The 26453-nt window shown below is 58.5% G+C and carries 26 protein-coding genes and 1 pseudogene; 16 read left to right on the plus strand and 11 right to left on the minus strand.

Translation table 11 applies throughout. The features are described from left to right. Positions 1 to 16: 16 nt before the first annotated feature. The 8 genes from ACZRMH_RS11820 to glcF all read left to right on the plus strand — a co-directional run bounded on the left by ACZRMH_RS11820 (position 17) and on the right by glcF (position 6478). Positions 17 to 433 carry a glycine zipper domain-containing protein gene (locus ACZRMH_RS11820; protein WP_464013529.1) on the plus strand — a complete coding sequence of 139 codons (417 nt, stop codon included), beginning with the start codon at positions 17 to 19 and terminating at the stop codon, positions 431 to 433. A 305-nt stretch (positions 434 to 738) separates the two neighbouring features. After that, positions 739 to 1011, plus strand: coding sequence for a hypothetical protein (locus tag ACZRMH_RS11825; RefSeq protein ID WP_464013530.1), 273 nt, complete (start codon positions 739 to 741; stop codon positions 1009 to 1011). Between the two features lie 163 nt (positions 1012 to 1174). Next, a complete protein-coding gene (locus tag ACZRMH_RS11830) occupies positions 1175 to 1384 on the plus strand; it encodes a hypothetical protein (protein WP_464013531.1) in 210 nt (69 codons plus the stop codon). 105 nt (positions 1385 to 1489) lie between these two features. Further along, positions 1490 to 2035 carry a hypothetical protein gene (locus ACZRMH_RS11835; RefSeq protein WP_464013532.1) on the plus strand — a complete coding sequence of 182 codons (546 nt, stop codon included), beginning with the start codon at positions 1490 to 1492 and terminating at the stop codon, positions 2033 to 2035. A 42-nt stretch (positions 2036 to 2077) separates the two neighbouring features. Then, complete coding sequence (locus ACZRMH_RS11840; RefSeq protein ID WP_464013533.1) at positions 2078 to 2599, plus strand: N-acetyltransferase family protein; 522 nt, start codon at positions 2078 to 2080, stop codon at positions 2597 to 2599. A gap of 79 nt (positions 2600 to 2678) precedes the next feature. Beyond that, positions 2679 to 4178, plus strand: a complete 1500-nt coding sequence (gene glcD, locus ACZRMH_RS11845) for a glycolate oxidase subunit GlcD (protein ID WP_464013534.1) — start codon at positions 2679 to 2681, stop codon at positions 4176 to 4178. Continuing rightward, on the plus strand, positions 4178 to 5233 hold the full coding sequence (gene glcE / locus ACZRMH_RS11850) for a glycolate oxidase subunit GlcE (protein WP_464013535.1): 1056 nt from the start codon (positions 4178 to 4180) through the stop codon (positions 5231 to 5233). The genes glcD and glcE overlap by 1 nt, the downstream gene beginning before the upstream one ends. A gap of 3 nt (positions 5234 to 5236) precedes the next feature. Then, a complete protein-coding gene (gene glcF, locus ACZRMH_RS11855; RefSeq protein WP_464013536.1) occupies positions 5237 to 6478 on the plus strand; it encodes a glycolate oxidase subunit GlcF in 1242 nt (413 codons plus the stop codon). A 69-nt stretch (positions 6479 to 6547) separates the two neighbouring features. Here the strand turns inward: glcF and ACZRMH_RS11860 are convergent. The 3 genes and pseudogenes from ACZRMH_RS11860 to ACZRMH_RS11870 form a co-directional block, all read right to left on the minus strand. After that, positions 6548 to 6744: pseudogene (locus ACZRMH_RS11860) on the minus strand (cell filamentation protein Fic); the annotation flags it as partial. Then, a complete protein-coding gene (locus tag ACZRMH_RS11865) occupies positions 6744 to 6914 on the minus strand; it encodes a YhfG family protein (protein WP_464013537.1) in 171 nt (56 codons plus the stop codon). The gene ACZRMH_RS11865 and the pseudogene ACZRMH_RS11860, both read right to left, overlap by 1 nt. A 120-nt stretch (positions 6915 to 7034) precedes the next feature. Beyond that, positions 7035 to 7928 (minus strand): LysR family transcriptional regulator, encoded by an 894-nt coding sequence (locus tag ACZRMH_RS11870; RefSeq protein WP_464013538.1) that lies wholly within the window; start codon positions 7926 to 7928, stop codon positions 7035 to 7037. Between the two features lie 105 nt (positions 7929 to 8033). Between ACZRMH_RS11870 and ACZRMH_RS11875 the strand changes: the two genes are divergently transcribed. From ACZRMH_RS11875 to ACZRMH_RS11890, 4 genes are read left to right on the plus strand one after another with little or no spacing between them, the layout of a single operon-like run. Then, a complete protein-coding gene (locus ACZRMH_RS11875) occupies positions 8034 to 8705 on the plus strand; it encodes an RraA family protein (RefSeq protein ID WP_464013539.1) in 672 nt (223 codons plus the stop codon). Next, on the plus strand, positions 8705 to 9367 hold the full coding sequence (locus ACZRMH_RS11880; RefSeq protein ID WP_464013540.1) for an RraA family protein: 663 nt from the start codon (positions 8705 to 8707) through the stop codon (positions 9365 to 9367). Before ACZRMH_RS11875 ends, ACZRMH_RS11880 begins: the two co-directional genes overlap by 1 nt. Further along, complete coding sequence (locus ACZRMH_RS11885; protein WP_464013541.1) at positions 9367 to 9987, plus strand: RraA family protein; 621 nt, start codon at positions 9367 to 9369, stop codon at positions 9985 to 9987. The genes ACZRMH_RS11880 and ACZRMH_RS11885 overlap by 1 nt, the downstream gene beginning before the upstream one ends. Continuing rightward, complete coding sequence (locus tag ACZRMH_RS11890) at positions 9984 to 11198, plus strand: pyridoxal phosphate-dependent aminotransferase (RefSeq protein ID WP_464013542.1); 1215 nt, start codon at positions 9984 to 9986, stop codon at positions 11196 to 11198. Before ACZRMH_RS11885 ends, ACZRMH_RS11890 begins: the two co-directional genes overlap by 4 nt. 130 nt (positions 11199 to 11328) lie before the next feature. Here the strand turns inward: ACZRMH_RS11890 and umuC are convergent, their stop codons facing one another. The 8 genes from umuC to ACZRMH_RS11930 form a co-directional block, all read right to left on the minus strand. After that, the gene (gene umuC / locus ACZRMH_RS11895; RefSeq protein WP_464013543.1) at positions 11329 to 12609 is read right to left on the minus strand and encodes a translesion error-prone DNA polymerase V subunit UmuC; all 1281 of its coding nucleotides are present in this window, start codon (positions 12607 to 12609) and stop codon (positions 11329 to 11331) included. Further along, a complete protein-coding gene (locus ACZRMH_RS11900) occupies positions 12599 to 13027 on the minus strand; it encodes a LexA family protein (RefSeq protein ID WP_464013544.1) in 429 nt (142 codons plus the stop codon). The genes umuC and ACZRMH_RS11900 overlap by 11 nt, the downstream gene beginning before the upstream one ends. Before the next feature lie 104 nt (positions 13028 to 13131). After that, positions 13132 to 16035 carry an RHS repeat domain-containing protein gene (locus ACZRMH_RS11905; protein ID WP_464013545.1) on the minus strand — a complete coding sequence of 968 codons (2904 nt, stop codon included), beginning with the start codon at positions 16033 to 16035 and terminating at the stop codon, positions 13132 to 13134. A gap of 133 nt (positions 16036 to 16168) precedes the next feature. Further along, positions 16169 to 16654: a GNAT family N-acetyltransferase gene (locus tag ACZRMH_RS11910; protein ID WP_464013546.1), complete on the minus strand. Its 486-nt coding sequence runs from the start codon at positions 16652 to 16654 to the stop codon at positions 16169 to 16171. A gap of 11 nt (positions 16655 to 16665) precedes the next feature. After that, a complete protein-coding gene (locus ACZRMH_RS11915) occupies positions 16666 to 17103 on the minus strand; it encodes an N-acetyltransferase family protein (RefSeq protein ID WP_464013547.1) in 438 nt (145 codons plus the stop codon). 4 nt (positions 17104 to 17107) lie between these two features. Then, positions 17108 to 17593, minus strand: coding sequence for a DUF2867 domain-containing protein (locus tag ACZRMH_RS11920; protein WP_464013548.1), 486 nt, complete (start codon positions 17591 to 17593; stop codon positions 17108 to 17110). A gap of 45 nt (positions 17594 to 17638) precedes the next feature. Continuing rightward, positions 17639 to 18034 carry a GFA family protein gene (locus ACZRMH_RS11925; protein WP_464013549.1) on the minus strand — a complete coding sequence of 132 codons (396 nt, stop codon included), beginning with the start codon at positions 18032 to 18034 and terminating at the stop codon, positions 17639 to 17641. Positions 18035 to 18095: 61 nt separating this feature from the next. Continuing rightward, positions 18096 to 19373 (minus strand): hypothetical protein, encoded by a 1278-nt coding sequence (locus ACZRMH_RS11930; protein ID WP_464013550.1) that lies wholly within the window; start codon positions 19371 to 19373, stop codon positions 18096 to 18098. Between the two features lie 337 nt (positions 19374 to 19710). Between ACZRMH_RS11930 and ACZRMH_RS11935 the strand changes: the two genes are divergently transcribed. From ACZRMH_RS11935 to ACZRMH_RS11950, 4 genes are all read left to right on the plus strand, one after another. Then, positions 19711 to 21129 (plus strand): FAD-binding oxidoreductase, encoded by a 1419-nt coding sequence (locus ACZRMH_RS11935; RefSeq protein ID WP_464013551.1) that lies wholly within the window; start codon positions 19711 to 19713, stop codon positions 21127 to 21129. A gap of 53 nt (positions 21130 to 21182) precedes the next feature. Then, positions 21183 to 22121: a LysR family transcriptional regulator gene (locus ACZRMH_RS11940; protein ID WP_464013552.1), complete on the plus strand. Its 939-nt coding sequence runs from the start codon at positions 21183 to 21185 to the stop codon at positions 22119 to 22121. A 39-nt stretch (positions 22122 to 22160) separates the two neighbouring features. Then, entirely contained in the window at positions 22161 to 23489 is a 1329-nt protein-coding gene (locus tag ACZRMH_RS11945) for an MFS transporter (RefSeq protein WP_464013553.1), read from the plus strand. A gap of 325 nt (positions 23490 to 23814) precedes the next feature. Further along, complete coding sequence (locus tag ACZRMH_RS11950; RefSeq protein ID WP_464013554.1) at positions 23815 to 26424, plus strand: autotransporter family protein; 2610 nt, start codon at positions 23815 to 23817, stop codon at positions 26422 to 26424. Positions 26425 to 26453 lie beyond the last annotated feature (29 nt).

Raw genomic sequence — 26453 nt, forward strand, 5'->3', positions numbered from 1 at the left:
GACTGAGGTTAATGACATGCGAATTACATTACCCGTTCTGGTACTGGGCATCGTGATATCGCAGGGAGCAATGGCCGCTGGAGATGGATCTGCCGCTGTCGGAGGCGGTGTTGGCGGTGCACTGGGCAATATTGTCGGTCAACAGCTGGGTGGTTCCACCGGCGCAGCCGTGGGAGCCGGGATCGGCGGGGCCGCTGGTAGCGCGGTGGGCGCGCAAAAAGGCAGTAAAACCGAGGCGGCCATTGGTGGCGGGCTTGGTTCAGCGGGTGGCTCGGTCATAGGCCGTCAGCTGGGCGGTTCCACCGGCTCGACCATCGGCGCTGGCCTTGGTGGCGCTGCAGGAGGCGCGATAGGCAACAATCTGGGCGACGATGGCGACCGTCATCACTCCAATGGCAAAGGCAAACACAAGCATAAAAACAAGCACCACTGAGGAGCCGGATAGTTCAAGGCTCAAGAGCCCGGCCCGATGTCGGGCTTTTTTGTGCCCTGACGCCTCTAAACCGAGCTTATGAGCGGCCTCCTACCGTCTGGCGATTGGCCATACAAGCCATAGAGTCAGCTGCTACGCTCGATAGACGCAGTACCTAATGGCAGTTTTTTCCAAACGCTCATGCTCAGGACAACCAATGAACGTGCGGAAAAACCTTCAGGAAATGGATTCCGGAAACCATTAAATATACGGGGCGAACTCCGAAAAGCCAGACGAGTAGGAACTTAAATATGGAGATTTAACGTATGACTGCTCAAGAGCACCTCGTTGGCGGATGGACGATCTACCACAAGCTGACGCCAAAGGATCAGGAAGTTTTCAAAGAAGCCCTTGCCGGGTTCGTGGGTGTGACTTACTCACCTGAAGTGGTTTCAACCCAGGTCGTCAATGGCACCAACTATCGCTATAAGTCCACGGCAACGCTGCCTGGCTCGCCTGGCACATCGTGGCAGGCGATAGTGGAAATCTACGCGCCGATTAACGGCAAACCGCATATCACCCAGATCCATCGGGTCTAAGCGCGTATAAAGCCTTCGGGGCGCGCCCTGAGCGGGCCTCGAAGGTTCTGCCTTGAAACAAAGATTTGGATCACCGGCCAGATTCGCCGTACCCTGTCTGCTCAACACCCCCGCAAGTACCCTCTCTCATGCCAGGTTATCTGGCGCAGCAGAAGTTTTGACCATGTCCAGCAAACAAGCCGCAGACACCCCGCCAGTCACTGCAGCAGAGATAGAAAAATCCATCCAGGCCCTGAACAGAATGGCCGAACGCCTCTGGGGCGATGGTCGTGAAGCCGAGGCCAAAGCCCTGCTCGATGCCCTGGACGCACTGAACCGGGCGCTGGACCGGATCCGCATTGGCGAAATTGGCCGCGCGGCCACGCTGCACTGATCACCCCGCGGTTTTTTTGAACCTCCAGACCGTGAAAGTTGTGCAGCATTGAGGTATAGATATTGAGTGCTTACCTCAACCTCCTTTTACGAATATGGAAATTCAATGATTCCTTCCAAACTCTCGTTTGCCTTGACCTGTGCCGTTGCCATTTCACTGCTAAGCGGCTGTGCTGCCTCGGTCAAAAGCGGCGGCACCCCAACCCTGCCCATTCAGGAGGCGGCCAAACGCAATCTGCAGGTCAGCTACCAGGGCAACAGCAAAGTTTTGCAGAACGAAGACTGGCCCCTGCTCAAGCAGGACTGGCATGAAGCATTGCGCGCCGAAGCTTCCAGCGCAGGCTACAGCCTTGCAGAAACCCGGACAATTGGCCCGGTTGGTAAAGACGGCGTGGGCATCCAGGTCAATGTGACGAATTTCCGCTACCTCACTCCGGGCGCCCGTTATGGTGCCGGGGTTATGGTCGGTAACGCCTGGATCAACTCCAGTGCCGACTTTACGGACCTGAAGACAGGCCAACTGATCGGCACTCGCACCTACGACACCTCATCATCGGCCTGGGAAGGCGTCATGTCGGCCATGACCGAGGAACAGGTCCAGGCGATAGCCAAACAAATCATCAGTGATATCAAAAACGCCAAGGTCAATTGATCTACCGATAACTAGTCAACACTTCTTCGCAAGGAGCAGACAGTGATCCATATTCGAGACGCAGGCATTGAAGACCTGCACATGCTCCGCGAACTTGGCATGGCGACTTACAGCGAGCACTTTTCCGAAATCTGGTCCGTCGACGCAATGCAACGCTTTTTGAACGAGGACTTCTCGATCGACAAGCTGCAGGCATCCATTGATTCACCCGCCAGCCACAGCTGGCTGATCGCATTCAACGATCAAGAACAGGCCGTTGGTTTTGCCAAGCTCAACTGGTCCAGGCCCACCCCTCTTTGCGGGCAGCCCGGTACCGAACTTCAAAAGATCTACTTCCTCAAGTCGCAAGCAGGCAAGGGCTTTGGCAAGCAACTTCTACACTTCATTTTTGAATCAGCCCGAGAACGCAATCAAAGCCTGATCTGGCTCGATGTTCTGAAGACCAATACCAGTGCGCAGCACTTCTATGAAGGCTTCGGGTTCAGGGCCCTTGGCGAAATACCGTTCAGTACTGACAAGGCAGATATCGGCATGATTGTGATGCGCTGCGACCTCGGCCCGTAGCCACTCGCAGGCCAGAGCCAATACCAACTGCACCCGGATACACACCTCAAATAAAAATAATCGAGGGTCGTAAGCCGCCATGAATATTCTCTACGATGAGCGCGTCGACGGCGTGCTGCCTGACGTCGACAAGGTCGTGCTACTGCACACCTTGCACACACGCCTGCCGGATCTCGAAGTCCTGCATGAACGCGAAGAACTCAAGCCCTACGAGTGCGACGGGCTTTCGGCCTATCGCACCACACCGCTGCTGGTGGTGTTGCCCCGCCACTTCGACGAGGTGCAAGGCGTGCTGCGTATCTGTCATGAGCTGCGCGTGCCGGTGGTCGCACGCGGGGCCGGCACGGGGTTGTCCGGTGGTGCCTTGCCGCTGGAAAAGGGCGTGCTGCTGGTTATGGCGCGCTTCAACAAGATCCTCCATATCGACCCTGCCGCCCGCACAGCACGGGTTCAGCCAGGGGTGCGCAATCTGGCGATCTCCCAGGCCGCTGCCGCCTTTGACCTGTACTACGCGCCTGACCCTTCCTCGCAAATCGCCTGTTCAATCGGCGGCAATGTCGCGGAAAACGCCGGTGGCGTGCATTGCCTGAAATACGGCCTGACCGTGCACAACCTGCTCAAGATCGAGGTCCTGACCGTCGACGGCGAACAGCTGACCCTGGGCAGCGACGCCCTCGACTCCCCCGGTTTTGATCTGCTGGCGCTGTTTACCGGCTCCGAAGGCATGCTTGGGGTGATCACCGAGGTCACGGTCAAGCTGCTGCCCAAACCGCAAACTGCCAAGGTGCTGCTGGCCGCATTCGACAGTGTCGAGAAAGCAGGCCGGGCCGTGGCTGAGATCATCGCCGCCGGCATCATCCCCGGCGGGCTGGAGATGATGGACAACCTGGCCATCCGCGCCGCCGAAGACTTTATCCACGCAGGCTACCCTGTCGATGCTGAAGCCATCTTGCTGTGCGAACTCGATGGTGTTGAGGCCGATGTCCACGATGACTGCAACCGTGTGCGTCAGGTGCTGGAGCAGGCCGGAGCCACAGAAGTGCGTCAGGCCAGAGACGAGGCTGAACGGGTGCGTTTCTGGGCCGGGCGCAAAAATGCCTTCCCTGCCGTGGGCCGCCTTTCACCGGATTACTACTGCATGGACGGCACCATACCGCGCCGCGAGCTGCCGGGCGTGCTGCAAGCCATTGCCGCCTTGTCGGCCGAGTACAACCTGCGGGTGGCCAATGTGTTCCATGCCGGTGACGGCAATATGCACCCGCTGATTCTGTTCGATGCCAACCAGCCCGGCGAACTGGATCGCGCCGAAGCCCTGGGCGGCAAGATCCTTGAACTGTGCGTAAAGGTCGGCGGCAGCATTACCGGCGAGCACGGTGTGGGCAGGGAAAAGATCAACCAGATGTGCGCGCAGTTCAACAGCGATGAGTTGACCCTGTTCCATGCCGTCAAGGCCGCTTTCGACCCGGGCGGCCTGCTCAACCCCGGCAAAAATATCCCGACCCTGCATCGCTGCGCCGAATTTGGCGCCTTGCATGTGCATATGGGGCAGTTGCCATTTCCCGAGCTGGAGCGCTTCTGATGGGCGAGGATTTCGATAACGGCCGCGTGCTGCTGGAGCAGGTCAATCAAGCCCTGCAATACGCCACCCCGCTGCGTATCCAGGGTGCCAACAGCAAGATGTTCCTGGGGCGCGACGTGGCCGGCGAAGTGCTCGACACGCGCGGCCATCGCGGCATCGTCAGCTATGACCCGACCGAGTTGGTGATCACGGCGCGTTGCGGTACGCCGCTGTCAGAGTTGGCCCATGCGCTGGAGCAGGCACAACAAATGCTGCCCTGCGAGCCCCCCTCCTTCGGCGACGCCACGGTGGGCGGCATGATTGCCAGCGGGCTGTCGGGGCCGCGTCGCCCTTGGGCGGGCTCGGTCAGGGACTATGTGCTCGGCACGCGCGTCATCACCGGGCACGGCAAGCATTTACGCTTTGGCGGCGAGGTGATGAAAAACGTTGCCGGCTACGATCTGTCACGGCTAATGGCGGGCAGTTACGGCTCGCTTGGGGTGATCACCGAAGTATCGCTCAAGGTGCTGCCCAAACCTCGGCAATGCCTGAGCATCAGCCTGCAGATGGACACTGATCTTGCCCTGCTGCGCCTGGCCGAGTGGGGCCAGCAACCGTTGCCGATCAGCGCCGCCTGCCACGACGGTGAGCGCCTGCATCTGCGTCTTGAAGGCGGCGAAGGCTCGGTGGCGGCGGCTCATGTGCGTCTGGGCGGCGAACTGCTGGATACTTCTTTCTGGGCTGACCTAAACGAGCAGCGCCTGGCGTTCTTCGACGAAGGCCAGCCCCTTTGGCGCCTGTCCCTGCCCAACAACACGCGCGCCCTCGCCCTGCCCGGTCGCCAACTAATTGATTGGGGCGGCGCCCAGCGCTGGCTCAAGTCGGATGCGGAGGCGAGTTTGATTCGCACTGCCGTCGCCGAAGTCGGCGGGCATGCCACCTGTTACCGCCACGGCCTGGTCGACAGCCCGTTCCAGCCGCTGCCGACCGCCCTGCTGCGCTACCAGTGCAACCTCAAACAACAACTCGACCCGCAGGGCATCTTCAACCCCGGTCGACTGTACGCGGAGCTTTGAGCCATGCAGACCACCCTGAGCGAACAAGCCCGCCAACTGCCCCGCGCCGAAGAGGCCGAAAGCATCCTGCGCACCTGTGTGCACTGCGGATTCTGCAACGCCACCTGCCCGACCTATCAGTTGCTCGGCGATGAACTGGATGGCCCCAGAGGGCGGATTTACCTGATCAAGCAGGTGCTGGAGGGTAACCCGGCCACCTACAAGACCCAGCAGAATCTGGACCGCTGCCTGTCGTGCCGCAATTGCGAAACCACCTGCCCCTCCGGCGTCGACTATCACAACCTGCTGGATATCGGCCGGGCGGTGGTCGATGCGCAGGTGCCGAGGCCGCTCGGCCAGCGCTTGTTGCGCGTAGGTTTGCGCAGCGTGGTGCCGAATGCGGCGCTGTTCAGGGGCCTTGTCAGCAGCGGTCAGGTATTGCGCGCATGGCTGCCCGCGCCCCTGCAAGACAAGTTGCCGCGTAACAGGACTGCGGCAAAAACACGCCCGGTAAACCGCCATGCCCGGCAGGTGCTGCTGCTCGAAGGCTGCGTGCAGCCAAGCCTGTCACCCAATACCAATGCAGCGGCGGCCCGAGTACTGGACCGCTTGGGCATCAGCGTGACGCCGGCCCGTGAAGCCGGCTGCTGCGGTGCCGTGGATTATCATCTGGACGCCCAAACGACGGGGCTTGATCGCGCCCGACGCAATATCGACGCCTGGTGGCCGGGGATTGAAAGCGGGGCCGAAGCCATCGTACAAACCGCCAGCGGTTGCGGCGCTTTTATCAAGGACTACGGCCATCTGCTGCGCAGCGACCCGGCCTATGCCGAAAAGGCCGCAAAAGTCAGTGCACTGGCCAGGGATCTAGTGCAAGTGCTGCGCGATGAGCCGCTGGAAAAGCTCGGCGTGCGCAGTGATCAACGCCTGGCATTCCACTGCCCCTGCACCTTGCAGCACGGGCAAAAACTCGGCGGCGCGGTGGAAGGCATTCTCACCCGACTGGGCTTCAAGCTGACCGCCGTACCCGACAGCCACCTGTGCTGCGGCTCGGCGGGCACTTACTCGCTGACCCAGCCCGAACTGTCGCGGCAACTGCGCGACAACAAACTCAATGCCCTGGAGAGCTGCCAGCCCGAGGTGATTGTTACGGCCAATATAGGCTGCCAGGCTCACCTCGACAGCGCAGGAAGAACACCGGTGCGGCACTGGATTGAGCTGGTTGAGGGGGCGTTGCCCTCAAACAGTGTTGGGCTACCCACGTAGACGAAAACCTTGGCTCAATAAAAGCCAGACGATTCAGTACATCAGCATTCAAGCCTGAACCTGCTGGCCAATGGTACGGTGGATACTCTGAAGAGAAGCCAGATTGTAGGGAGGGGGCCGAACTCAATTGTAGCTGCAGCAACAGCAGAGAGCTGCTGCTCAGCATCGCTCAATATTGAGTCGTCTTGAATATCGAGCTTATTTCGAAGGACTGTCGACCCAGGATAGCAATAGGAATCTTGACCGACTCCATATTTATCTGACATCAGCCACGAGTCTTGGAGAAAGACTTCAATACGTCTTCACGCGAAGGCAATTTTCGTTCCGAGTCTGCAAGTGTCACTTTGAACCCTTCCAGACGCAGACTGGCCGTGTAGTTAGAGTTGCGCGTTTTGGCGGCATAGGCCCTTTTGGTTTCAAGGCTGATTGTTGCCATTGGACTGAACCTCGTTGAACTGTTCGTAGCCAGATTGTAGCCCATTTGCCCCATGTGTGACCTGCCGGGGCAAATTCATCAGACAAGAAGGCTTTCATAGGCCAAACCCGGAGTTAGAACTCATACCTTTGCCCCCAACCGGGCAAGCACCTCGTCTATCAGTGGGTTAGCCCGATCGGCATTCCAGGCCACGGCGGTGGTGACCACATTGAGCTTCTGGCTCAGCGCGCGAAACACCACATTGGCCGGGGCCAGCTTTTTCAGGGACGCAGGCACCAGCGCAATGCCCTGACCATAGCTGACAAAGGCAATTTGCGAAGCCACCGAGCGCACTTCATGCAGCACCCGCGGGGAAAAGCCGCTGGCCCGGCAGGTAGCGATCAGATTGTCGAAGTACACCGGGCTGACCTTGCGCGAAAACATCACCAGCGGCTCATTGGACAAGCTCGACAGGCTGATCCGCGTGCGCGCCGCCAGGGGGTGATCGCTGGGCAGGGCCACTACCAGGCGATCCTCCAGCAGCGGCAATGATTTGATCGACGCGCCCAGATCACCGTCCAGGCGGGCAAAAGCCAGATCGATATCGCCAGCCTCCAGCGCCGGAACCGCCTCGACACTGTCAATTTCCCGCACGGAGACGGTCAGGTGCGGGTAATCCTCTTTCAATTGCTCAATCAGCCCCGGCAGCACATCGAACATGGCGGTTGAGATCGCACCGATGGTCAGCATCCCCGACTGCCCCGTCAGCGCTTCTTCCACGGCCAGCTCCAGGCGCTCCAGCTGCTCGGCAAACTTGCGCACTGCGGGCAGGATTGCCGCGCCCACCGGGGTCAGCTTGGCGCCCCGGCGCGAGCGCTCGAACAACTTGACCTTGAGCGCCTGTTCCAGCACCTGGATCTGCTCGCTCAATGGCGGCTGGGACATGCCAAGGCGCTTGGCGGCACGGCCGAAATTCTGCTCTTCGGCAACGGCCAGAAACAGCCACAAATGACGGATCAGGCGGAAATTGATCATGTTTAATCCATAGGTTCAACGTATCTAAAGCTTACGTTAACAGGAATATACCTATCAATCTGCCTCGCCGACACTGGGCATCTTCACTACCTGAGGGGCTGTGCGATGACTCACCCAAGCAAGACCTTGCTCGAACGCCTGGCGGCACTGGATACCAACACGGTATCCGATGCCCTGGATTTCCTCGGCCTGACAGGCGCCACTGTGGGGCTGCGGCCCCTGTGGAACTGCCCGAAGATTGTCGGCCGCGCCAGCACCGTGCTGCTGGCCGCCAAATCCGACAAGACGCCCGGAGTGCACCTGATCTCTCCTGTGGTCGAACAGATCAGCAGCGATGACCGGGTACTGGTGATCGCTGGCGGTATCGAGGGCATTTCCTGCTGGGGCGATATTCTCGCCAATGCGGCAACCGCAAAACAGCTGCGTGGCACTGTTATCGACGGTTTCAGCCGTGATATCGACGGCAGCGCATCGATTGGCTACCCGGTTTATGGTCGTGGCGTAACCATGATCAGCGCACGCAACCGAGCCGCGCAGATCGGTGCCGGATGTACGATCAAGGTGGCGGGCGTAGACGTCAACGAAGACGATTATGTGATCGCCGACAACTGCGGCACGGTGTTTGTGCCCCAGGGCCATATCGAGCAGGTTATCGAGCTTGGCGAGCGGATCACCCGCCGCCAGGCCCTTATGCTGGAAGCAGTACGCAGTGGCAGCTCGGTAGCCGAGGTCATGCATGACAACCATTTCGACGCCATTGCCCCGGAGCACGCCTGATGAATCTTGAAGATAAAGCACTGGTCGCCCTGTTTGACGGCCTGGACACGCCAGGCGTCTCCGATGCACTGGACAAACTCGGCCTGCCCGGCCAGTGCCTGGGCATCGCGCCACTGGGCAACTACAGCCAGGTTGTTGTCGGCCCGGCGTTTACCGTGCAGTACGTTTCGGCCAGCGTGCCTGCCGGCACCGTGGGTGATTTTATCGACGCGGTGCTGCCCGGTGATGTGGTGGTGATCGACAATGCCGGACGCACCGACTGCACTGTGTGGGGCGATATCATGACCCAGTACGCCGGTAGCCGGAACATCGCCGCTACGGTGATCGATGGTGTGTGCCGTGACGTCAACAAGGCCTTGGGCGACGGTTATCCGGTCTTCAGCAAGGGCCGCTTTATGCGCACCGGCAAGGACCGCGTGCAAGTGCAGTCGCTCAACCAGCCCGTCTCCATTGGTACCGCCCGGGTCTGCGCCCGCGATATCGTGGTTGCCGATGCCAATGGCGTGGTTATCGTGCCCCGTGCCCGGGCAGCTGAAGTGGCCGCCTGTGCGCGTCAGATCGAGTTGGTCGAAGCCGATATCCGCGCCCTGATCGCCCAAGGTCAAACCCTTGAAAGTGCCCGCGCTGCCCTGGGTTATCACAACCTGCAGAGGAAAGCCTGATGAACCACTTTTACCAACGGGCCAAAGCCCTGGGCAGCTCGACGCTGTATGAGGCTTCTCATCTGCCTTGCGCCGTAGACAGTGAAATCCGGCCGATCTGGGAGGGTGCCTTTATCGCCGCCCCGGCTTACCCGTTGCAGTGTGCGCCAGGTGACAACCTGGCCCTGCATCTGGCCCTGGAGCGCGTACCCCGTGGCAGCGTGCTGGTGGTAGGCACCGGCAACTTTATTGCTGGCTACTGGGGTGAGGTACTCACCGTTGCGGCGCAAGCGGCCGGGGTGGTCGGCCTGGTTATCGATGGTGGCGTTCGCGATATCGCAGCGCTGAAAAAACATCAGTTTCCGGTATTTGCCCGCGGTATTTCGGTCAAGGGCACGCTCAAGACTTGCGCACCTTCAGTGGGGCAAGCCTTCAATTTCGCCGGTGCCCCTGTGGCGCCGGGCGACTGGGTAGTGGCTGACGACGATGGTGTGATCATCATTCCCCAGGCAGATGCGGCGCGCACCCTGGCCGAAGGCGAAGCCCGTGCGGACAAGGAGGCCCAGATGATGCAGGCACTGGCTGAAGGCCACACAACGGTGGAACTGATGAACCTCAGCGAATGGAGAACACGGGCATGAGTGCCGATATTCAACAGCTCAACCTGCGCCTGGCCAGCGCGCAGCCTTCGGCGACCTACCGGATCATGGATCGGGTAGCAGAACGTCGGGCACAAGGCGCGCAGATTATTTCCCTGTGCGCTGGCGAGCCGGACTTTGACACTCCCGAGCATGTGCGGGGCGCTGCTATCCAGGCGATTGAGTACGGCCATACCCGCTACACCCAGGTTGCCGGTGTGCGCTCACTGCGAGAAGCAGTGGCGGCCAAATTCCGTCGCGAAAACGGCCTGGATATCAGTTGGCAGGACACCCTGGTCTGCAACGGCGGCAAGCAGGTGATCTACAACGCCCTGGCTGCGACCCTCAACGAAGGTGATCAGGTCATAGTTCCGGCGCCGTACTGGGTCAGCTACCCCGAGATGGTGCAGTTGTGCGGTGGTGAAACCCGCATTGTGAGCTGTGATGCCGCGACCGGCTTCAAGCTGACACCTGCGGCGCTGGCTGCGGCTATCACGGCACAAACCCGCTGGCTGATCCTCAACTCACCGTCCAACCCCACCGGAGCCGTATACAGCCACGAAGAGCTGCAAGCCCTGGCCGAGGTATTGCTGGCCCATCCCCATGTGCTGATTCTGGCTGATGATATCTATGAACACCTGATCTTCGACGACCAGCCGTTCCACACCCTGGCCCAGGTAGAGCCACGGCTGGCGGCACGCACCCTGACCATGAACGGCGTGTCCAAGGCCTATGCCATGACCGGTTGGCGTATCGGCTTTGCCACCGGCCCGCGCTGGCTGCTGCAGGCCATGGAAAACCTGCAAGGCCAGCAGACCTCGGGAGCCTGCTCGATCTCGCAACAGGCTGCACTCGCGGCACTGGAGGGGCCAAAAGACTTTATTCATGCCAGCCGCGCTGCATTCCAGAGCCGTCGCGACCTGATGGTCAAGCTGCTCAACGATATCCCGGGGCTGGAGTGCGCAAGTCCCGCAGGCGCCTTTTACGCGTTCGCCTGTTGTGCCGGTTTGATCGGTCGCACCACTGCGGCAGGTCGGGTACTGCACACCGACGAAGACGTCGCCCACGCCCTGCTCGACGAAGCGGATGTGGCCGTGGTACATGGCAGCGCCTTTGGGCTGGGGCCGTATATCCGTATTGCCTATGCGCTGGATGATGCCTCTTTGCGCAAGGCTTGCGAAGCGATCGGACAGTTCTGTCATTCCTTGCGTTGACTCGTAGCCTGCTGTGGGAGCGAGCCTGCTCGCGATGCAAACAACGCGGTATGCCAGTCATACCGAGTCGATACCATCGCGGGCAAGCCCGGCTCCCACAGGTTCGACGATGACCTTGTAAGCCACACCTTTAATGACACGAAACCTGCCAAAGCTGATCCACCCGGGTGGTATAGCTGTGGCTCATCAATTCCCTTTTCATTCCCCAGTCCGGGTTGCCCGGTACGCTGGCCGCCCGCAGCGTGCCCCTGCCCCAGCGGCCATTGATGGCATCCAGTACCGCCATCACCCTCGAAGCCTCTGCCGGTTGGTTCACGGCAAACAGGTCATCGGAAAACTCGCCCGGCTGGCGCAGGTCCAGCAGCATGACCTCGGCCTTGCTGTATCTGAAACCGGGCTGGAACACATGCTCCAGCGCATCCACCGCCGCCTTGGTCAGCAGCCGTACATCATCGGTCGGGTATGGCAAGGTCACCACCACGCCCTTGGCATATTTCGCTTCGTCCGGGTTGAACATGCCCGTGCGAATGCTGACCCGGACCTTCTGGCAGTACGACTTTTGGCCCCGCAGTTTTTCCGAAGCGCGCATCATATAGGTGGCCACGGCCTCCTTGATCGGCGCCAGTTCGGTCAGGCGTTTGCCAAACATACGGCTGCAGCAGATCTCCTGCCTGGGCGGGTCGGGCTCGTCCAGGGCCAGGCATGAGGTGCCGGACAGCTCACGGGCGGTCTTTTCGATCACCACACTGAATTTCTTGCGCAGCGACCACGGATCGGCTTTGGCCAGGTCCATCGCGCTGCGAATACCCATGCCTTCAAGGTGTGCCGTCATGCGCCGCCCTACCCCCCAGACTTCCGACACTGCGGTATTGCGCAACACCCAGTCGCGCTCATGGTCGCCACACAGGTTCACCACTCCGCCGGTATGGGCCTGCAAGCGCTTGGCGGTGTGATTGGCCAGCTTGGCCAGGGTCTTGGTATGCGCGATACCGACCCCCACCGGAATCCCCGTGCATTGCAGGATGCGGCTGCGCAACTGTCGACCCATGGCGGTGACATCGGCGATACCGCTCAGGTCGGCAAATGACTCGTCGATGCTGTACACCTCCACCGCAGGCACCATCGACTCGATCAGGCTCATCACCCGCTCGCTCATATCGCCATACAACGCATAGTTGGACGAGAACGCGACAATCCCCAACTGTTCCAGCCGCTGCTTGATCTGAAAATACGGCTCGCCCATTTTTACATGGGGTTTGGCGTCATAACTGCGGGCAATCACGCAGCCGTCATTGTTGCTCAGCACCACAATGGGCACCTTGGCCAGGTCGGGCCTGAACACACGCTCGCAGCTGGCGTAAAAGCTGTTGCAATCAATCAGGGCGAAAACCGGGTCAGGCTTAGTGGCCATGGCTGCGAACTGTGTAGGTGATTACGCCCCAGACTGAAAGCTCATCGCCTTCCAGTACATAACGATCCGGGTACTTGGGGTTTTCTGATTGCAGGACAACGCTTTTGCCACGCAAACACAGGCGTTTGCAGATCGGGTCGTTATTGAGCAGCGCTACCACCACATGCCCGTGCCCAGGCTCAATGGCACGGTCCACCACCGCCAGGTCCCCGGAGAAAATCCCCACGCCCTGCATGCTGTCGCCGTCGATGCGCACCAGATACACATGGGGCGCACGGATACCGAGCAGCTCATCGAGGGATATCTCCTTCTCGATATGATCCGCCGCCGGTGACGGAAACCCGGCGGGGACTTTGAAAGAGCAAAGTGGCAGGCGAACGCCATCTTCAGCAATGGGACCGAGGGAAGTGAAGCTCATGACGCACGCCTTAGGTTAACTGTATGAATGTACAGTTAACTGTGTAGGAGCATTCTGGTCAATTTTTCTGACAGAAATTTCGACGAGAGGCGTGGGTGGGTGGTTTATAGCCTCCGGAACGGGTTTGTCGGGAACTGTGAGCTGTAGTCATGGGCGAACAGGGTTTCACTTTCAATCTGAGCGAAATGGCTCTGGGGTACTTCAGCCAAATTAATGAAATTACCGTTGTCGATGAACTCAATATCGGTGGGGTGCTGCTGTGATGTCAGTTGATGGAAAATCCAGGTGCTGCTCATGTTTGGGGTGTTGAAGTAGTCAGTAAATACGTTATTGAACAACGTCGATGGTGGCACATACGGGTTCTGATAAAGCGGTACAAGAGCATTGACGGCATTGTAAGTAATCTCGAACTGAGGATCCTGCGGCATACGGGGGGTGCGGTCAAAAACTCCAGATAAAGCTGGATACAGACTCTCCGAAAGTCTATGCGGCACCGGGTAAGTCACCCAAGGGTCGATGACCAGCGGATCGAGGTGTGGGTCGCCCAGTAGCGCGAATGTGTGCCCGGGAATTTGGGCAATATGAACAGGGGTCAACCCTGCGTTGCGTGAAGACGATGCGACCAAACTGGAACTGACAGCGGCGTATTCGTCGCAGTTTCCGGTACCTGCGGCAACGGCGTGTGCAGCACTGGTCTGGGTCGTCAGCTGAGCACCGGGGCTGGAACGCATCATGGAGGTCAGCGTCATAGAGAGCTCTTGGCTATTGGATATAGAACCGATCTGATTGCCTGCCCCCATATACAGTAGTGCTCGTGTAGTCCAGATCGTGTCATAAGCCAGTCGGTAACTGTCGACATCAGCCGTATTCAGGACCTGGCTGGATGTGTTATGCCCCACCGCTGTGCGTGTGGACTGGGGAGCCGGAGTGCGGGGGACAGTACTGTACGGATCGACCTCGTACTTCATGAGGCCCAGGTGATCCTTGTTCTTGAGAGGGTTGTTGGCAACAAAACCGTATAAGTTCAAACCGTCTGCCACTCCTGCCGGATCAGGGCTGGTCCAGCGCTGTAGCCAGGGCGCGTAGTAGCGCAAGCCGTAGTAATACAACCCCGTCGCATCGCGCTCGCGCCCCGAATAGCGGATGGTCTTGTAATTGGCCTCGATGGCGTTGCGCCCCACCCACCAGGCACTGCCGCCGTACGGGTAATACCCTTCCTGACTGATCAACCGCGCCTGTTGATCCAACTCTATACTGCTGCTGCCCAAGTGATCGCCAAGGTTGTAGCGCAGTTGATCATTGGCCAACCCGTCGGGTTGCCCAGCTTCCCAGTGCAAAACCCGAACGCCGCTGCGCCCGGCGACAACATTGAGCACTTGCAGGGTTTCACCAGTGGCCGTATTGGTGCGCAACTCCAAACTTGGCAAATAGCGCACCTCGGCCTTGTGCTCCACACTGTGGGCCTTGCTGTGACGAATTTTGCGCACGCGATGGCTGCCGCTATCGTAGATATACACTTCATTATCACTGCTCGACTCGGCTCGCTCCACCGGCGTCACCTGATGCAGTTGATTGCGCAGGTCCCAGTTCAAGTCTTGTCCGGGTTGAAGTTGCTGCAGGTTGCCGTTACCGTCGAAGGCTGTGGCAAGGTCGCCCTCATCCTTGACCACGCTGCGGTTGCTGTATGCCGCCACCAGCATTTCACGGGTATAGGACTGGGCACCGACATGCCGCAGGACAGTCAGATTACCGCTGGCATCGTAGCTATAGTGCCGGGTGTAGTTGGCCAACTGAGCAGAATCGACCGGCGTCAGTTGCAACCCTGGCAGATCAGGACCTCGCGCCGATGGGGCAGACTCTCGACCGGTGGTTTCAACCAACTGGTACAGGCTGTCGTAGTGATAGGTACTGACTGGCGCAATTCGTTGATTATTGAAGTGTTGCACCGATTGGGCATCATCACGAATACTCAGAATATTGCCCACCGGATCATAGCCATAATTCAAGTCCTGCAGCAGTGTGCCATCATCCTTCCGGGAGAGCAGTTGCTGCAGTCGAGCATCGACGGGCGAATAGCGGGCGATGGTGATCACCCCGTTACCAGCCGTTTCGCTATCGATCTGGCCAAAGGCGTTGTAACTGATCTGCGACAGTAGTCTCTGCTCGGCCTGACCAGCCAATTGCAGCCAAATACTGCTTAATTGTCCGGTCACGTTGTGGGTCGAACGCTGGCGATGGCCCATGGCATCAGTGTGTACCAGCGACTCTCCCAACGCGCTATATGTCAAGCTTGTGAGTGCCCCTGCACCCGGTTCGAGCAATGCATCGCACAAAGGCTCTGCCAATGGCCAGTCCGGGGCAGTCTCCTGGATCAGGAAACGGCGGGAGTGCTGCATGATATCGCCAGACAGACTAGCCTCATGCAGCACTTGACTGCCCGCAGGATCGTCGTGACGGATCAACCGGCAGCATAGATTATGCGTCGCGGCTTCTGGGCTGGCGTCGGCATAACGCAAGTGCTCCACGCAGCACTCATCTTGGCTGCGAGCCCGTTCAAATATCGCCACGGGACGCAATAGGAGGTCATATTCCAGGCGTGAAGTACTTCCACGACTGTCCCAGCGTTGCAAGACATGGCCTGACAACATAGGCAGGTTGACCCTCCACCCAGCGTCAACATTGCTGTTGGCCAGCACCTGCCCCGACAAGTTGTACACCGACGTCTGATTGGCAGGCAACGCTACCTGAGTCTGCGCCAGGAACCATAGCCGGGGATCCCATCGGGCAATCAAATGGCCGGCAGCATCATGGACCTGTCGGCTGACTCGCGCCTGCGTAATGTCATCTGTCAGGGCGCGATGGTAGGCAATGGTTCTCACAGGCAAACGTCGGGGGTCGATGACGGCAAGGGTTGGGGTGTGACAATAAATACCTGGGCTCATGAAATACTCTCCCGTGCCAAGTGCCCATTGTTCTCCATGACTTTCTTTGACAAAGCCGATCGTCATCCGGCAAATAGCAGAACCTAAGGTCTGTAATAATCAGATTTTCGGAGCAGCGTATCGTTAAAGTTATGGTGCTGTTCCACGAAGTATAGTGACTGCCTTTTGCCCTCTTATACTTTCTCGATTGAAGAACCTTTCAATCCCGTACCCCCCAACACATCGTCTGCACCCTGATATGAGGGTGGCTTGCCAACGGCTCCCATTCATCCATAAAACTGAAGCCTTGCTTCAGATAGAAGCTGGCAGCTCTTGCATTGTCCGGGGATACGTCGAGATAAACCTGCTTATGCCCGCCCTGCAACGCCCGGGCCTTGACTGCGCCCACCAGCCCGGCGGCCACGCCAGCGCCGCGCAAACCGGGCTCGATCCACATGCCGATCAGGTTGTAGCGCCGGTTTTCGCTCAACCCGGCGCCGATCATGCCCACCGCCTTGCCGCCCGTGATGGCCAGCCAGAATTGCGTCCCCGTCCTTGAGTCGGCACGCTCTTGCCACTGCTCGTCGGTGTAGCTGGCCGCCGTTTGATAACTCACGCCAAATGCCGTCGGTGCATCCTGAAGTGCGGCAAGGCGAACCTGCTTTAACAACACCCAGTCACTGGTTTGGGTCAATCGAATATCCATACCCTTCCCTGCTACGTCCGTGATTTTTCAAAGCGGATATCACCCTCAGGCAAATTCGCCACCGCCTGCCAGCCAAGATTTCGATAAAAACCACTGGCACGGCTGTTTTCAGCGGTTTCCAGCCAAATCGAAGGGTGATGCTGAAACAGAAAATCCTCGGCCCTGGCCATCAGGCTGCGGCCCAGTCCGAGCCCCTCGAATTCGGGCAGGACAAAAGCGGCAAACACACAGCCATCCTCGGCATCCGCCATGGCAAACCCCGCCGCAATACCTTCGACCTCAGCCACCCAGATGCAGGGCGCCGCTTCCATCGCCTGGCGTATGGCGTCGGGGGTAATGCCCATTTCAGTTAACTGCTCGCAGGAAAGATGGTTCTCCCTGACGCTGGTGCGGATAGCAAAAATTGCCGGGATATCCGCCTGCTCGGCGAGTCTTATGGTTTTTTTCATGAGTTCAGGGCTCCATCCCTTGCAGCTTGCGCTGCAGGCGCTTGAGATAGCTATTGACGATAAGTTTGTGCGCTGGCCCGACCGGTAGCATATAGAGGCGACCAAAGGTGTTATGGGTGACGACCGAGGAAGTGATCGTCAGCTCGCGATCAACCAGCGAAACGCAGGTCATGACATCCAGATGCCGGTCACGCTCGGTCAGCACCAGTACCTCGGGGGCGCTGTACTCCACCCGAAAGAAATCCAGATAGTCGCCCGCCTGCACGGCCTCACGCCGGGTACCGGAGAAGCCACCGATGCGCTTTACGCCAAATAACGCAGAAATCCCGTCTCGGGTTCGAAAAGCCAGGCGCATCAGCGGCCCCTGCTCGGCGGTCATCAGGTTCCAGGCTTGCAAAGCCGTGATCTGCACAGGCAGCAGGATCGATCTGCTGTCATGGTAATCAAGCTCGGGCAGCGGGCGCAGGGTATGGACAGGTGCTGTGGCCACTAACGGTTATCTCCCTGATAAAAGTTAAATAATGCAACTGAAGCCTTAGCGCCCCGGCTGCCATTGCGGGTATACCGCAAGGCCCTCATGTTCAAGCCACGGGGCATCCTGCTCAGCCCAAATATGGTATTGCGGGCGATCGCCCGGGTCCTCGTCCAGGGTCGCAACACGAACAATCACAACCGCGGCTCCGTCACGTTCAGCCACAAGGTGGCAACCACATAGCGAGCAAAAGCGCCGCAGCTTGCCGGGGGAAGACTCGTAGTTGCTCAGCTTTTCCTGCCCCCTTGTCCAATGGAAGTGCTCACGCAATACACCGGCCGTGGTGACAAATGCAGCAGCATGGGTTTTGCGACACGACTGGCAATGACAATGGCTGACAGGCATGTCGATACGGTCAATTTCATAGCCAACGGCACCGCAGGCGCAGCTTCCTTTCATAACAGATTCCTTTTTATAAGCCTGCTCAGAATAGCTGTTGCCAAGCAAGCGTCCAACAAGACTAATACTGCGCCTGCCCAATGGGCCGCGGGTAATGAAAGTGTGCTGGCATATACTTCTTAAACTCAAGCTGCAGTCTCTTATGCTCCAAACAATCGCTGCCCAACAAAGTGATATTTTCCACCCCAACCCTCTGATACGAAAGCCCCCCGCCCAACCCCAGCATTCGATACGCGCGTTCAAACTCCGCTATCCACGCCAGTTGAAAGTCATGCAACTGTGCGCTGACTTTTTGGCGCCGCGCTTGGTTCACCATAGGAAAAAGTTTTTTTCCAACACCAAAATAGTCACTGTAAAACATCTCTAGCGTGTGTTGAACACGCCACGCAGGGCTGTAATACCTGTCCGTAAAACCATACTGCCCAAGTATTAAATTATTAGAAATGACCGCCGCCACGATGGCCGTTAAAAAGGCTTCATTGCGGTCCTCTTCAGGCGATACAACAGGATGGTCGAACAGACGCCAAAATTGCGAGGCAAGCACGCCTGCCAATTGGTCAGCATCAAACTCGATTATCCGTCTAAGAGTATCATCCAGCGCCGCCTCGGCATCCGGAACTGGAGCTTCATGGACCTCCCCAGAGTGTTCTGGCTTGCCTCTTAAATAACAGACATGGCCACGAAAAAAGTGCGCAAACTCATGAAAAACCACCATCATTGATGCCTTAATGCTCATGTCCGTTGCAATCGCACGAAAATCTGCATTTTCCGATAAATTGCATAGCCGCCCCTGCTTTGGCACAAACACCTCTTCCCCGGGGTTTTCACCACGCAAAAGGCTGGCAAGAAATCCAGGTGTCGAAAAACTCCCGTGCAGCCTGTCGAGATTCTCAAACAGCACGCCAATATTTAGGAAAATCAATGCTGTATTTTCTTTTTCATCGAAAGACAGTCTGACCCAAGCATTAAAATTCAAAGAAGGAACGATGATCACTGCATATTGCCATGGGTAGAGCAGCTGGCCTTTTTTCCGAGGTTTAAAAACCACCAGTTTCGACACCCAAAACAAGAGTTGTGAGAAAGCATCGTCAAATATTTTCCGGCTGCTCGCAGACAAACCAAGTGAATCTACATACTCCCTATTGAATCGAGCGCCACGTCCAAATTTCCCTTCAATAATCGAGCACGCCTCCTGTTTGATTTGCACTGGAATATTCCCGAGGCAAAACACTTGTGCGTGTTTATCATAATAACGATCAAACGGGTCCCCCTCCCATTTCGAGAGCCTTGAATTTGCCCTGCAAAAGCGGTCCAGATTAAAAAAAGATTTGATATCCATATTTTGCCGTCCTTATTTTGAAGCTGTACTACCCGCCAGTTATCAGACCTGTTCACCACGTTCAACTGCTTACCATCGTTTGAACCAGGGTTGGCGATTTGCAGGCAGTCAGCAAGGGCGATTGCCCGCGCTGCTCACTTACCTGCCAATAGGCTTCCCAGTTACTCAACTCAAGCTCCTTCTTGATAATCACGTCTGTCATACCCTATCTCGCAAACAGATGGCTCCATCTGAAATCAGCACTACGAGTGTGTACCAAAGGCTGCCTAAGATAAGCCATAACTCCCCACAAATACCGCCTGCCGCACACGGCGCACAAAAACACGGAGATTGCCCGATGAGCCTTTCTGCTGCCTGTGAACACCCGCCCCTTGCCCAGGCCCTGTGCGATGAATTGAGCCAGTTGCTCGGCACCCGGTTCTCCACCTCGGCCAGCGTACGCGAGCACCATGGCAGCGATATCTCAGCTCTCGACCCCATGCCGCCGGATGCCGTCGCCTATGCCAACAGCCTTGAGGATATCGTGACTATCAGCAGCGCCTGTTATCGCCACGACACACCGATGATCGCCTATGGCAGCGGCACCTCTCTGGAAGGCTGGTTACAGGCGGCCCACGGCGGCGTGAGCATTGATGTGTCGGGGATGAACCAGGTGCTCGCCATTCGCGTTGACGATATGGACGCCACCGTGCAACCGGGGGTAACCCGCAAGCAGTTGAATGCGGCCCTGCATGGCACCGGGCTGTTTTTCCCCATCGACCCCGGTGCCGATGCATCCCTGGGCGGTATGGCAGCGACCCGCGCTTCCGGTACCAATGCGGTGCGCTACGGCACCATGCGCGAAAACGTGCTGGCCATGACCGCGGTCCTGGCTGATGGTCGCGTGATCAACACCGGTGGCCGGGCGCGCAAGTCCTCCGCGGGTTATGACCTGACCCATTTGCTGGTGGGCTCCGGCGGTACGCTGGCGACCATCGCTGAGCTGACCGTCAAACTGCACCCGATTCCCGAAGCCATTTCGGCAGCGGTATGCCGCTTTCCCAGTGTCGACCTTGCCGTACGCGCCGTGATCCAGACCATCCAGCTCGGCGTGCCCATTGCCCGTATCGAGCTGCTCGATGCCTTGACCATGCGCGCACTCAACGCCTACAGCAGCACGCAACTGCGCGAAGCACCCTCGCTGCTCTTCGAATTGCATGGCTCAGAAGCCAGTGTGAAGGAACAGATCGAGACCGTGCGCATGGTCGCTGATGAGCATCAGGGCATGGACTTCGAGTGGGCGGTGCATCCGGAGGATCGCAGCCGCCTGTGGCAGGCCCGGCATGACGGCTATTTCGCCGCCCTCGCCCTGCGTCCCGGTTGCCGTTCCCTGACCACTGATGCCGTGGTGCCGATATCGCGACTGGCCGAGTGCATTGAAGCAACCGCTGCCGACCTTGCCGAGAATGGCTTGCTCGCGCCGATTTTCGGCCATGTGGGCGATGGCAATTTCCATGCGCTGATCCTGGTCGACCCGAACGATGCCGACGAAGTCGAGCGCGCCGAGGCTGTGGCCCACCGCTTGGCCGAGCGGGCAATTGCCATGCAAGGCAGTTGCACCGGTGAACACGGCATCGGCTTGACCAAACAGCACTTTATGCCGGTTGAACACGGCACAAACGCCGTGGACGTGATGCAGGCGATCAAGGCGGCACTCGACCCGAAACAACTGATGAACCCTGGCAAGATTTTCCCCCGCAGGCACTCGGCAGGCTGACGCGCGGTACCATTAACGGCTGCGCACATTCGCGCCCTGCAGGAAGCACCGCCATGGAAATCCGCCAGATCAGATATTTTGTCGCCGTGATCGATTGCGGCAGCCTGTCCAGCGCCGCCCGCCAGGTGCATGTGGCGCAATCGGCATTGAGCAAGCAGATGTCCGCGCTGGAAGACGAGCTGGGGGTGCAGCTGTTCCATCGCAGCCACAACGGCGTGCTTGCCAGCGAAGCCGGCAAGGTTTTCTACGAATACGCCCAGGGCATGCTCAAGCACCTGAGCGATGCCCGCGCCGCCGTCAGCAGCAGCCCAGACTCGGTCAGCGGTTCGATTATCGTGGCGTTGCCGCAGAGTGTCGCCACGATCCTGGCCATGCCGCTGATGCGCGCCGTGGCTGCCCGTTACCCGCAGGTGGCATTTCATCTCAACGAAGAGCTGACCGGCAACGTCATGGACCAATTGCTGCACGGGCGCATTGATCTGGCCCTGTTCAGCGCTATCGACCTGCCCCAACAAGTGCTGTTCAGTGCATTGGTCGAGGAAGACTTTTACCTGATCCACCGGGCCGATGCCGCCGATGCCCCCGCTGCCGGTGAGGTTTCCCTGGAGCAGGCGCTGGCCCGACCGCTGGTGTTTCCCAGCCAGGCCCACGGCCACTGCACCCGCACGCTGGTCGAACACGCGGTAAAACAGCACGGGCTGGGCGTGGGTAAAATCGTCATGGAGGTCAACTCCGTGCATATTCTCAAAAGTGCGGTCGAGGCCGGTATCGGTCACACCATCATGCCGTTGAACCTGGCCGTTCGTGAAATCGAAGACGGCAGGCTGATTGCCCACCGTATTGCGGCAGACGGCCTGTCCCGTACCCTGGGCATTTGCAGCTGTGTCTCGATGCCCGCCAGCCACCTGAAAACCCTGATCAGCGAATTGATCCGCGAAGTCGTGCGCGATATGTGCGCGTGCGGTGACTGGCCGGGAGGCCGTGCGCTCTGATCCTTGACCGCCCCTACAACAACAAGAAAGAGGCTCCAGATGAACAGTTTACCGCCGCTCCCCGGTGACATGCCGGACCATGCCCTGCATTCGGCTTACCGCAAAACCGCATGGCGGGTCATACCGCTGCTGATGGTCTGCTATCTGGTTGCCTATCTGGACCGGGTCAATGTGGGCTTTGCCAAGTTGCAGATGCTCGATGACCTGAAGTTCAGCGAAGCGGTTTACGGGCTCGGTGCCGGGGTGTTTTTTGTCGGTTACCTGATGTTCGAGATCCCCAGTAATATCGCGCTGCACAAGTTTGGCGCCAGACGCTGGATCGCGCGGATCATGATGACCTGGGGCCTGCTGTCGGCCGCCATGATGTTTGTCGAAACGCCCATAAGTTTCTACGTGCTGCGCTTTCTGATCGGCATCGCCGAAGCGGGCTTTTTTCCCGGGATCATTTTCTACCTCACCACCTGGTTTCCGAGCCATCGCCGGGGCGTAATGATTTCCCTGTTTATCGCCGCCCTGCCAATTTCGAGCATGCTGGGTTCGCTGATCTCCGGCCTGATCATGCAAACACTCGATGGCGTGGCCGGCTACGCTGGCTGGCAATGGCTGTTTGTGATCGAAGGCTTGCCGGCAGTGGCATTGGCCGCTGCCGTGTTCTTTCTGCTGCGCGACCGTATTGCCGATGCGCGCTGGCTCAGCCCGGAAGAAAAGCGCGGCATGCAGGCCGCACTGGATCGCGAGGCCAGGGCCAAGGCCCATCATTCCGTACGCGACGGCTTGCTCAACCCGAAAATCTGGCTGCTGGGTGCCGTGTATTTTTGCCTGGTGCTGGGCCAGTACGTGATCAGCTTCTGGATGCCGACCATTATCCGCAACAGTGGCGTGGCCGAACCCTGGGCCATCGGCGTGCTGAGCGCAATCCCCTACTCAGTGGCAACCGTGAGCATGGTGCTGGTGGGGCGCAGCAGTGACCGTTGCCGCGAATACCGTTGGCACCTGGCGATCTGTGCCTTTATCGGCGCAGGCGGGGTGATCTTCGGCACCCTGTTCGGCGCCAGCCTGTGGCTGTCGATGATCGGCCTTACGGTGGGCACGGCGGCAATGATCAGCAGCCTGCCGGTATTCTGGGGCATGCCCACTGCAGTGGTAGGCGGTGCGGCAGCCGCAGCGGGGATTGCACTGATCAACTCCCTGGGCAATGTCGCCGGATTTTTCAGCACCATCGTGGTCGGCTGGCTGACCCAACTGACCGGCAATACCCAAGCGGCGATGTATTTTATGGCCGGCGCCCTGGTGCTCGGCGGGCTACTGGGGTTAAGCGTGTCACGCAGGCAAAGTGATCCGCTTGTGGAGATGAAAACGGCGCCCTGATCAGCTCCCACCGCCGGCGAGTGATTGAGGACGCGTTTGCCAGGGACTTTCCTGGCGATACCCTCAGGCGATTTGTCGCTGTTTATCCGCAGGTCAATCTCCACGTTCGGATCGCGCGCAACGCAGGGGTACTGGCCTTGATGGACCGCAGCGCTAGAGGTAAATAACAACGTGTTTTGCGCTTTTTAATTCATCGTCTGGAGCTATATTTAAATAGACAAATAAAACATTTCATCTAGTCGCAAAGTAACTGATCAATCAGCGTGATCTTATGTTCCTTAAGTTGCCTTTAAAGAATAAATGGATCCTTTATCATGGAACATTAATGTTCTTGAGCCTGCCCCTGGAGCAGGCTCAAGCAGCTTGCAGCCTGATCAGCGCGCCAGGTGATACTGCATACCTTTGTGAGAGCGCCAGCAGCGCGGGACTTAGCGACCTGCTTGGCAATAACAGCCTTGTATTTCCGGCAGGGGGCAGTGGTGTCGTAAACGGCAATATTACCTTCGGGCCCGGTAACGACCTGATCGACATGAACTCTGGCCGCATTGTCGGCAGCGTGACCTTGGGGGACGGAGCTGACCGCTTTCAAATCAGTGCTGGCACCGTTACAGGAGCAGTCTCGCAGGGCGGCGGCATCGATGATTTTGTAATGAGCGGCGGACAGATCCAGTCCCTTGCTCAAGGTGATGGGCACGACACATTCCTAATGAGCAACGGCACTATCGTGGGTGCCTTCGAAGACGGGGATGTGGCAAAACAGACTGGCGGTACTATCGGCCGGGTCGACATGAAGCTGGATAACAATATCTATGACATGTCAGGTGGCACAATTCTCGGCAACCTGGTGACGGGCTTTGGCACCGATACCATTAACGTTTCGGGCGGCACCATAGGCGGCAATATCAGTACCAGTGGGGGCGCTGACCGCATCACCGTCAGCGGCGGAGTCATCTCCGGTGAAGTCCGCGCCAGCACCGGCAACGACACACTGAACTGGCTCAATGGCGGTCAGATCAAGTCGGCGATACTGATGGGGGATGGCGACGATACAAGCGTACTCCGTGGCTTAAGCGAAAATCTGCTGGCCTCTACCCCGACCATCGATGGCGGTCTGGGCAGTGATAAATTGACCTTCGATACCAGCACCTCCAGCACCGCCTCCCGCTATATCGGCTGGGAAACGCTCAATCTCGACAAGTACTCGCGCCTGGATCTGACGGGGGATTTGTTCCTGGGTGACAGCATCAGTGCTACCGGCACGCTTTCCATCGACACCAGCAGTGTGCTGGGCGTGACCCAAGGCAGCATCCGCGCCTACACCGCTGGCAGTTTGGTTACTCTCAACAACGCTGGCACTATCGATATGACCACCGCCAGCAGCAGTGCCGCCGACTCATTAACCGTGCATGGCAACTATATCGGTAACAGTGGTCAATTGTGGCTGCAGAGCGTGCTTGGGGACGACAGTTCAGCCAGCGACAAGCTGGTAGTCTCGGACGGTTCCATCAACGGCAACACCCAATTGGCGGTGACCAATCTCGGTGGCCTTGGCGGCCTCACAATAAACAGCGGAATTGAAGTCGTACAGGCACTCAACAGCACCCTCAGCAGCAACGATGCTTTTGCCCTGCAAGACTCGGTTTCTGCCGGAGCCTACCAGTACTACCTGTTCAAGGGCGGGGTAACGGCTGGCACGGAAAACAACTGGTACCTGCGCTCTTCCGTAGTGGCTGTGCAACCGCCTGCACTGCCCCCGGATCCGCCGGCGCCGCGTGTGATCATCCCGGTCCCGCCCATAGCGCCTGTGCCGCCTGTAACAGCTCCTGATGAGCCTGTTGTGGAGCCGCCAACCTCTCAACCTGTAGCATCGATCGAGCCACCGGCGGCGACACCCAGCCTGGTTCCAGCAAGCAACTCGCCAATATCGGCCGCCAGCAACCCGGTACTGCCTGAAGCGATCGCAGGGGCTGAGCCCATTGCGCTGTATCGCCTTGAAGTACCTGTGTATTCAGTTATCGTCCCGGCGGCACAACTGCTGACACTCGAAGCCATTGGCACCTTCCATGAACGCCAGGGCGAACAAGCCGTTCCCGGTGAGAGCAGAGCCCATGCTGCAGGCTGGGCACGCATCTACGGCAGTGACTTGAACAAAAGCTGGGCTGGTACGGTGGCGCCGAGCTTCGACGGCTCGCTCAAAGGCTATCAATTGGGCCATGACCTCTACGCCTCACAAACCGGCAACGGGCAGGTTCAACGTATCGGCGTGTTTGTGGGTCAAAGTCGCTTGCGGGGTGATACCAAAGGCTTTGCCGAGGGCTTCCAGGAGCGCAAGTCGGGTCAAGTGCAACTGGGCGGCGATCACCTTGGCATCTACTGGACGCTGACCGACCCCCAGGGCGGGTACCTGGACCTGGTGGCCATGGGCACCCGCCTGGAAGGGGATAACGCATCCAGGCGCGACGTAAAAATGAACAGCAGGGGGCAGGCATTGGCGTTGTCTGCAGAGGCGGGTTATCCGATAACGATCTCAGAGCACTGGGTAGTGGAACCGCAGATCCAGTTGATCAACCAGAAAATTGACATGAACAGCCAGAACGACGGTATTTCCAAAGTCTCATTTGACTCGCAGGATTACTGGACTGGTCGCCTGGGTGCACGCCTGAAGGGTCGTTACATGGTGCGAAACAGCTCCGTCGAACCTTACGTGCAGTTCAATACCTGGAGAACCTTCAGTGGCAGTGACACGGTGACCTACAATAATCTCGACCCGATCAAAACCAGTCACAAGTCCTCTTCTGCAGACCTGGGCGCAGGTGTAGTGGTTAATATTTCCCCGACCGTCAGCCTGTATATGGGCGCCGACTACAGCACCAGCCTGGACGCCAATGCACTGCATGGCATCAGCGGCAACGTGGGGCTCAGAGTCGAATGGTAATCGGGTCATTCGCCCAACAGGTCAATCAG

Source organism: Pseudomonas sp. B414 (assembly GCF_055408445.1).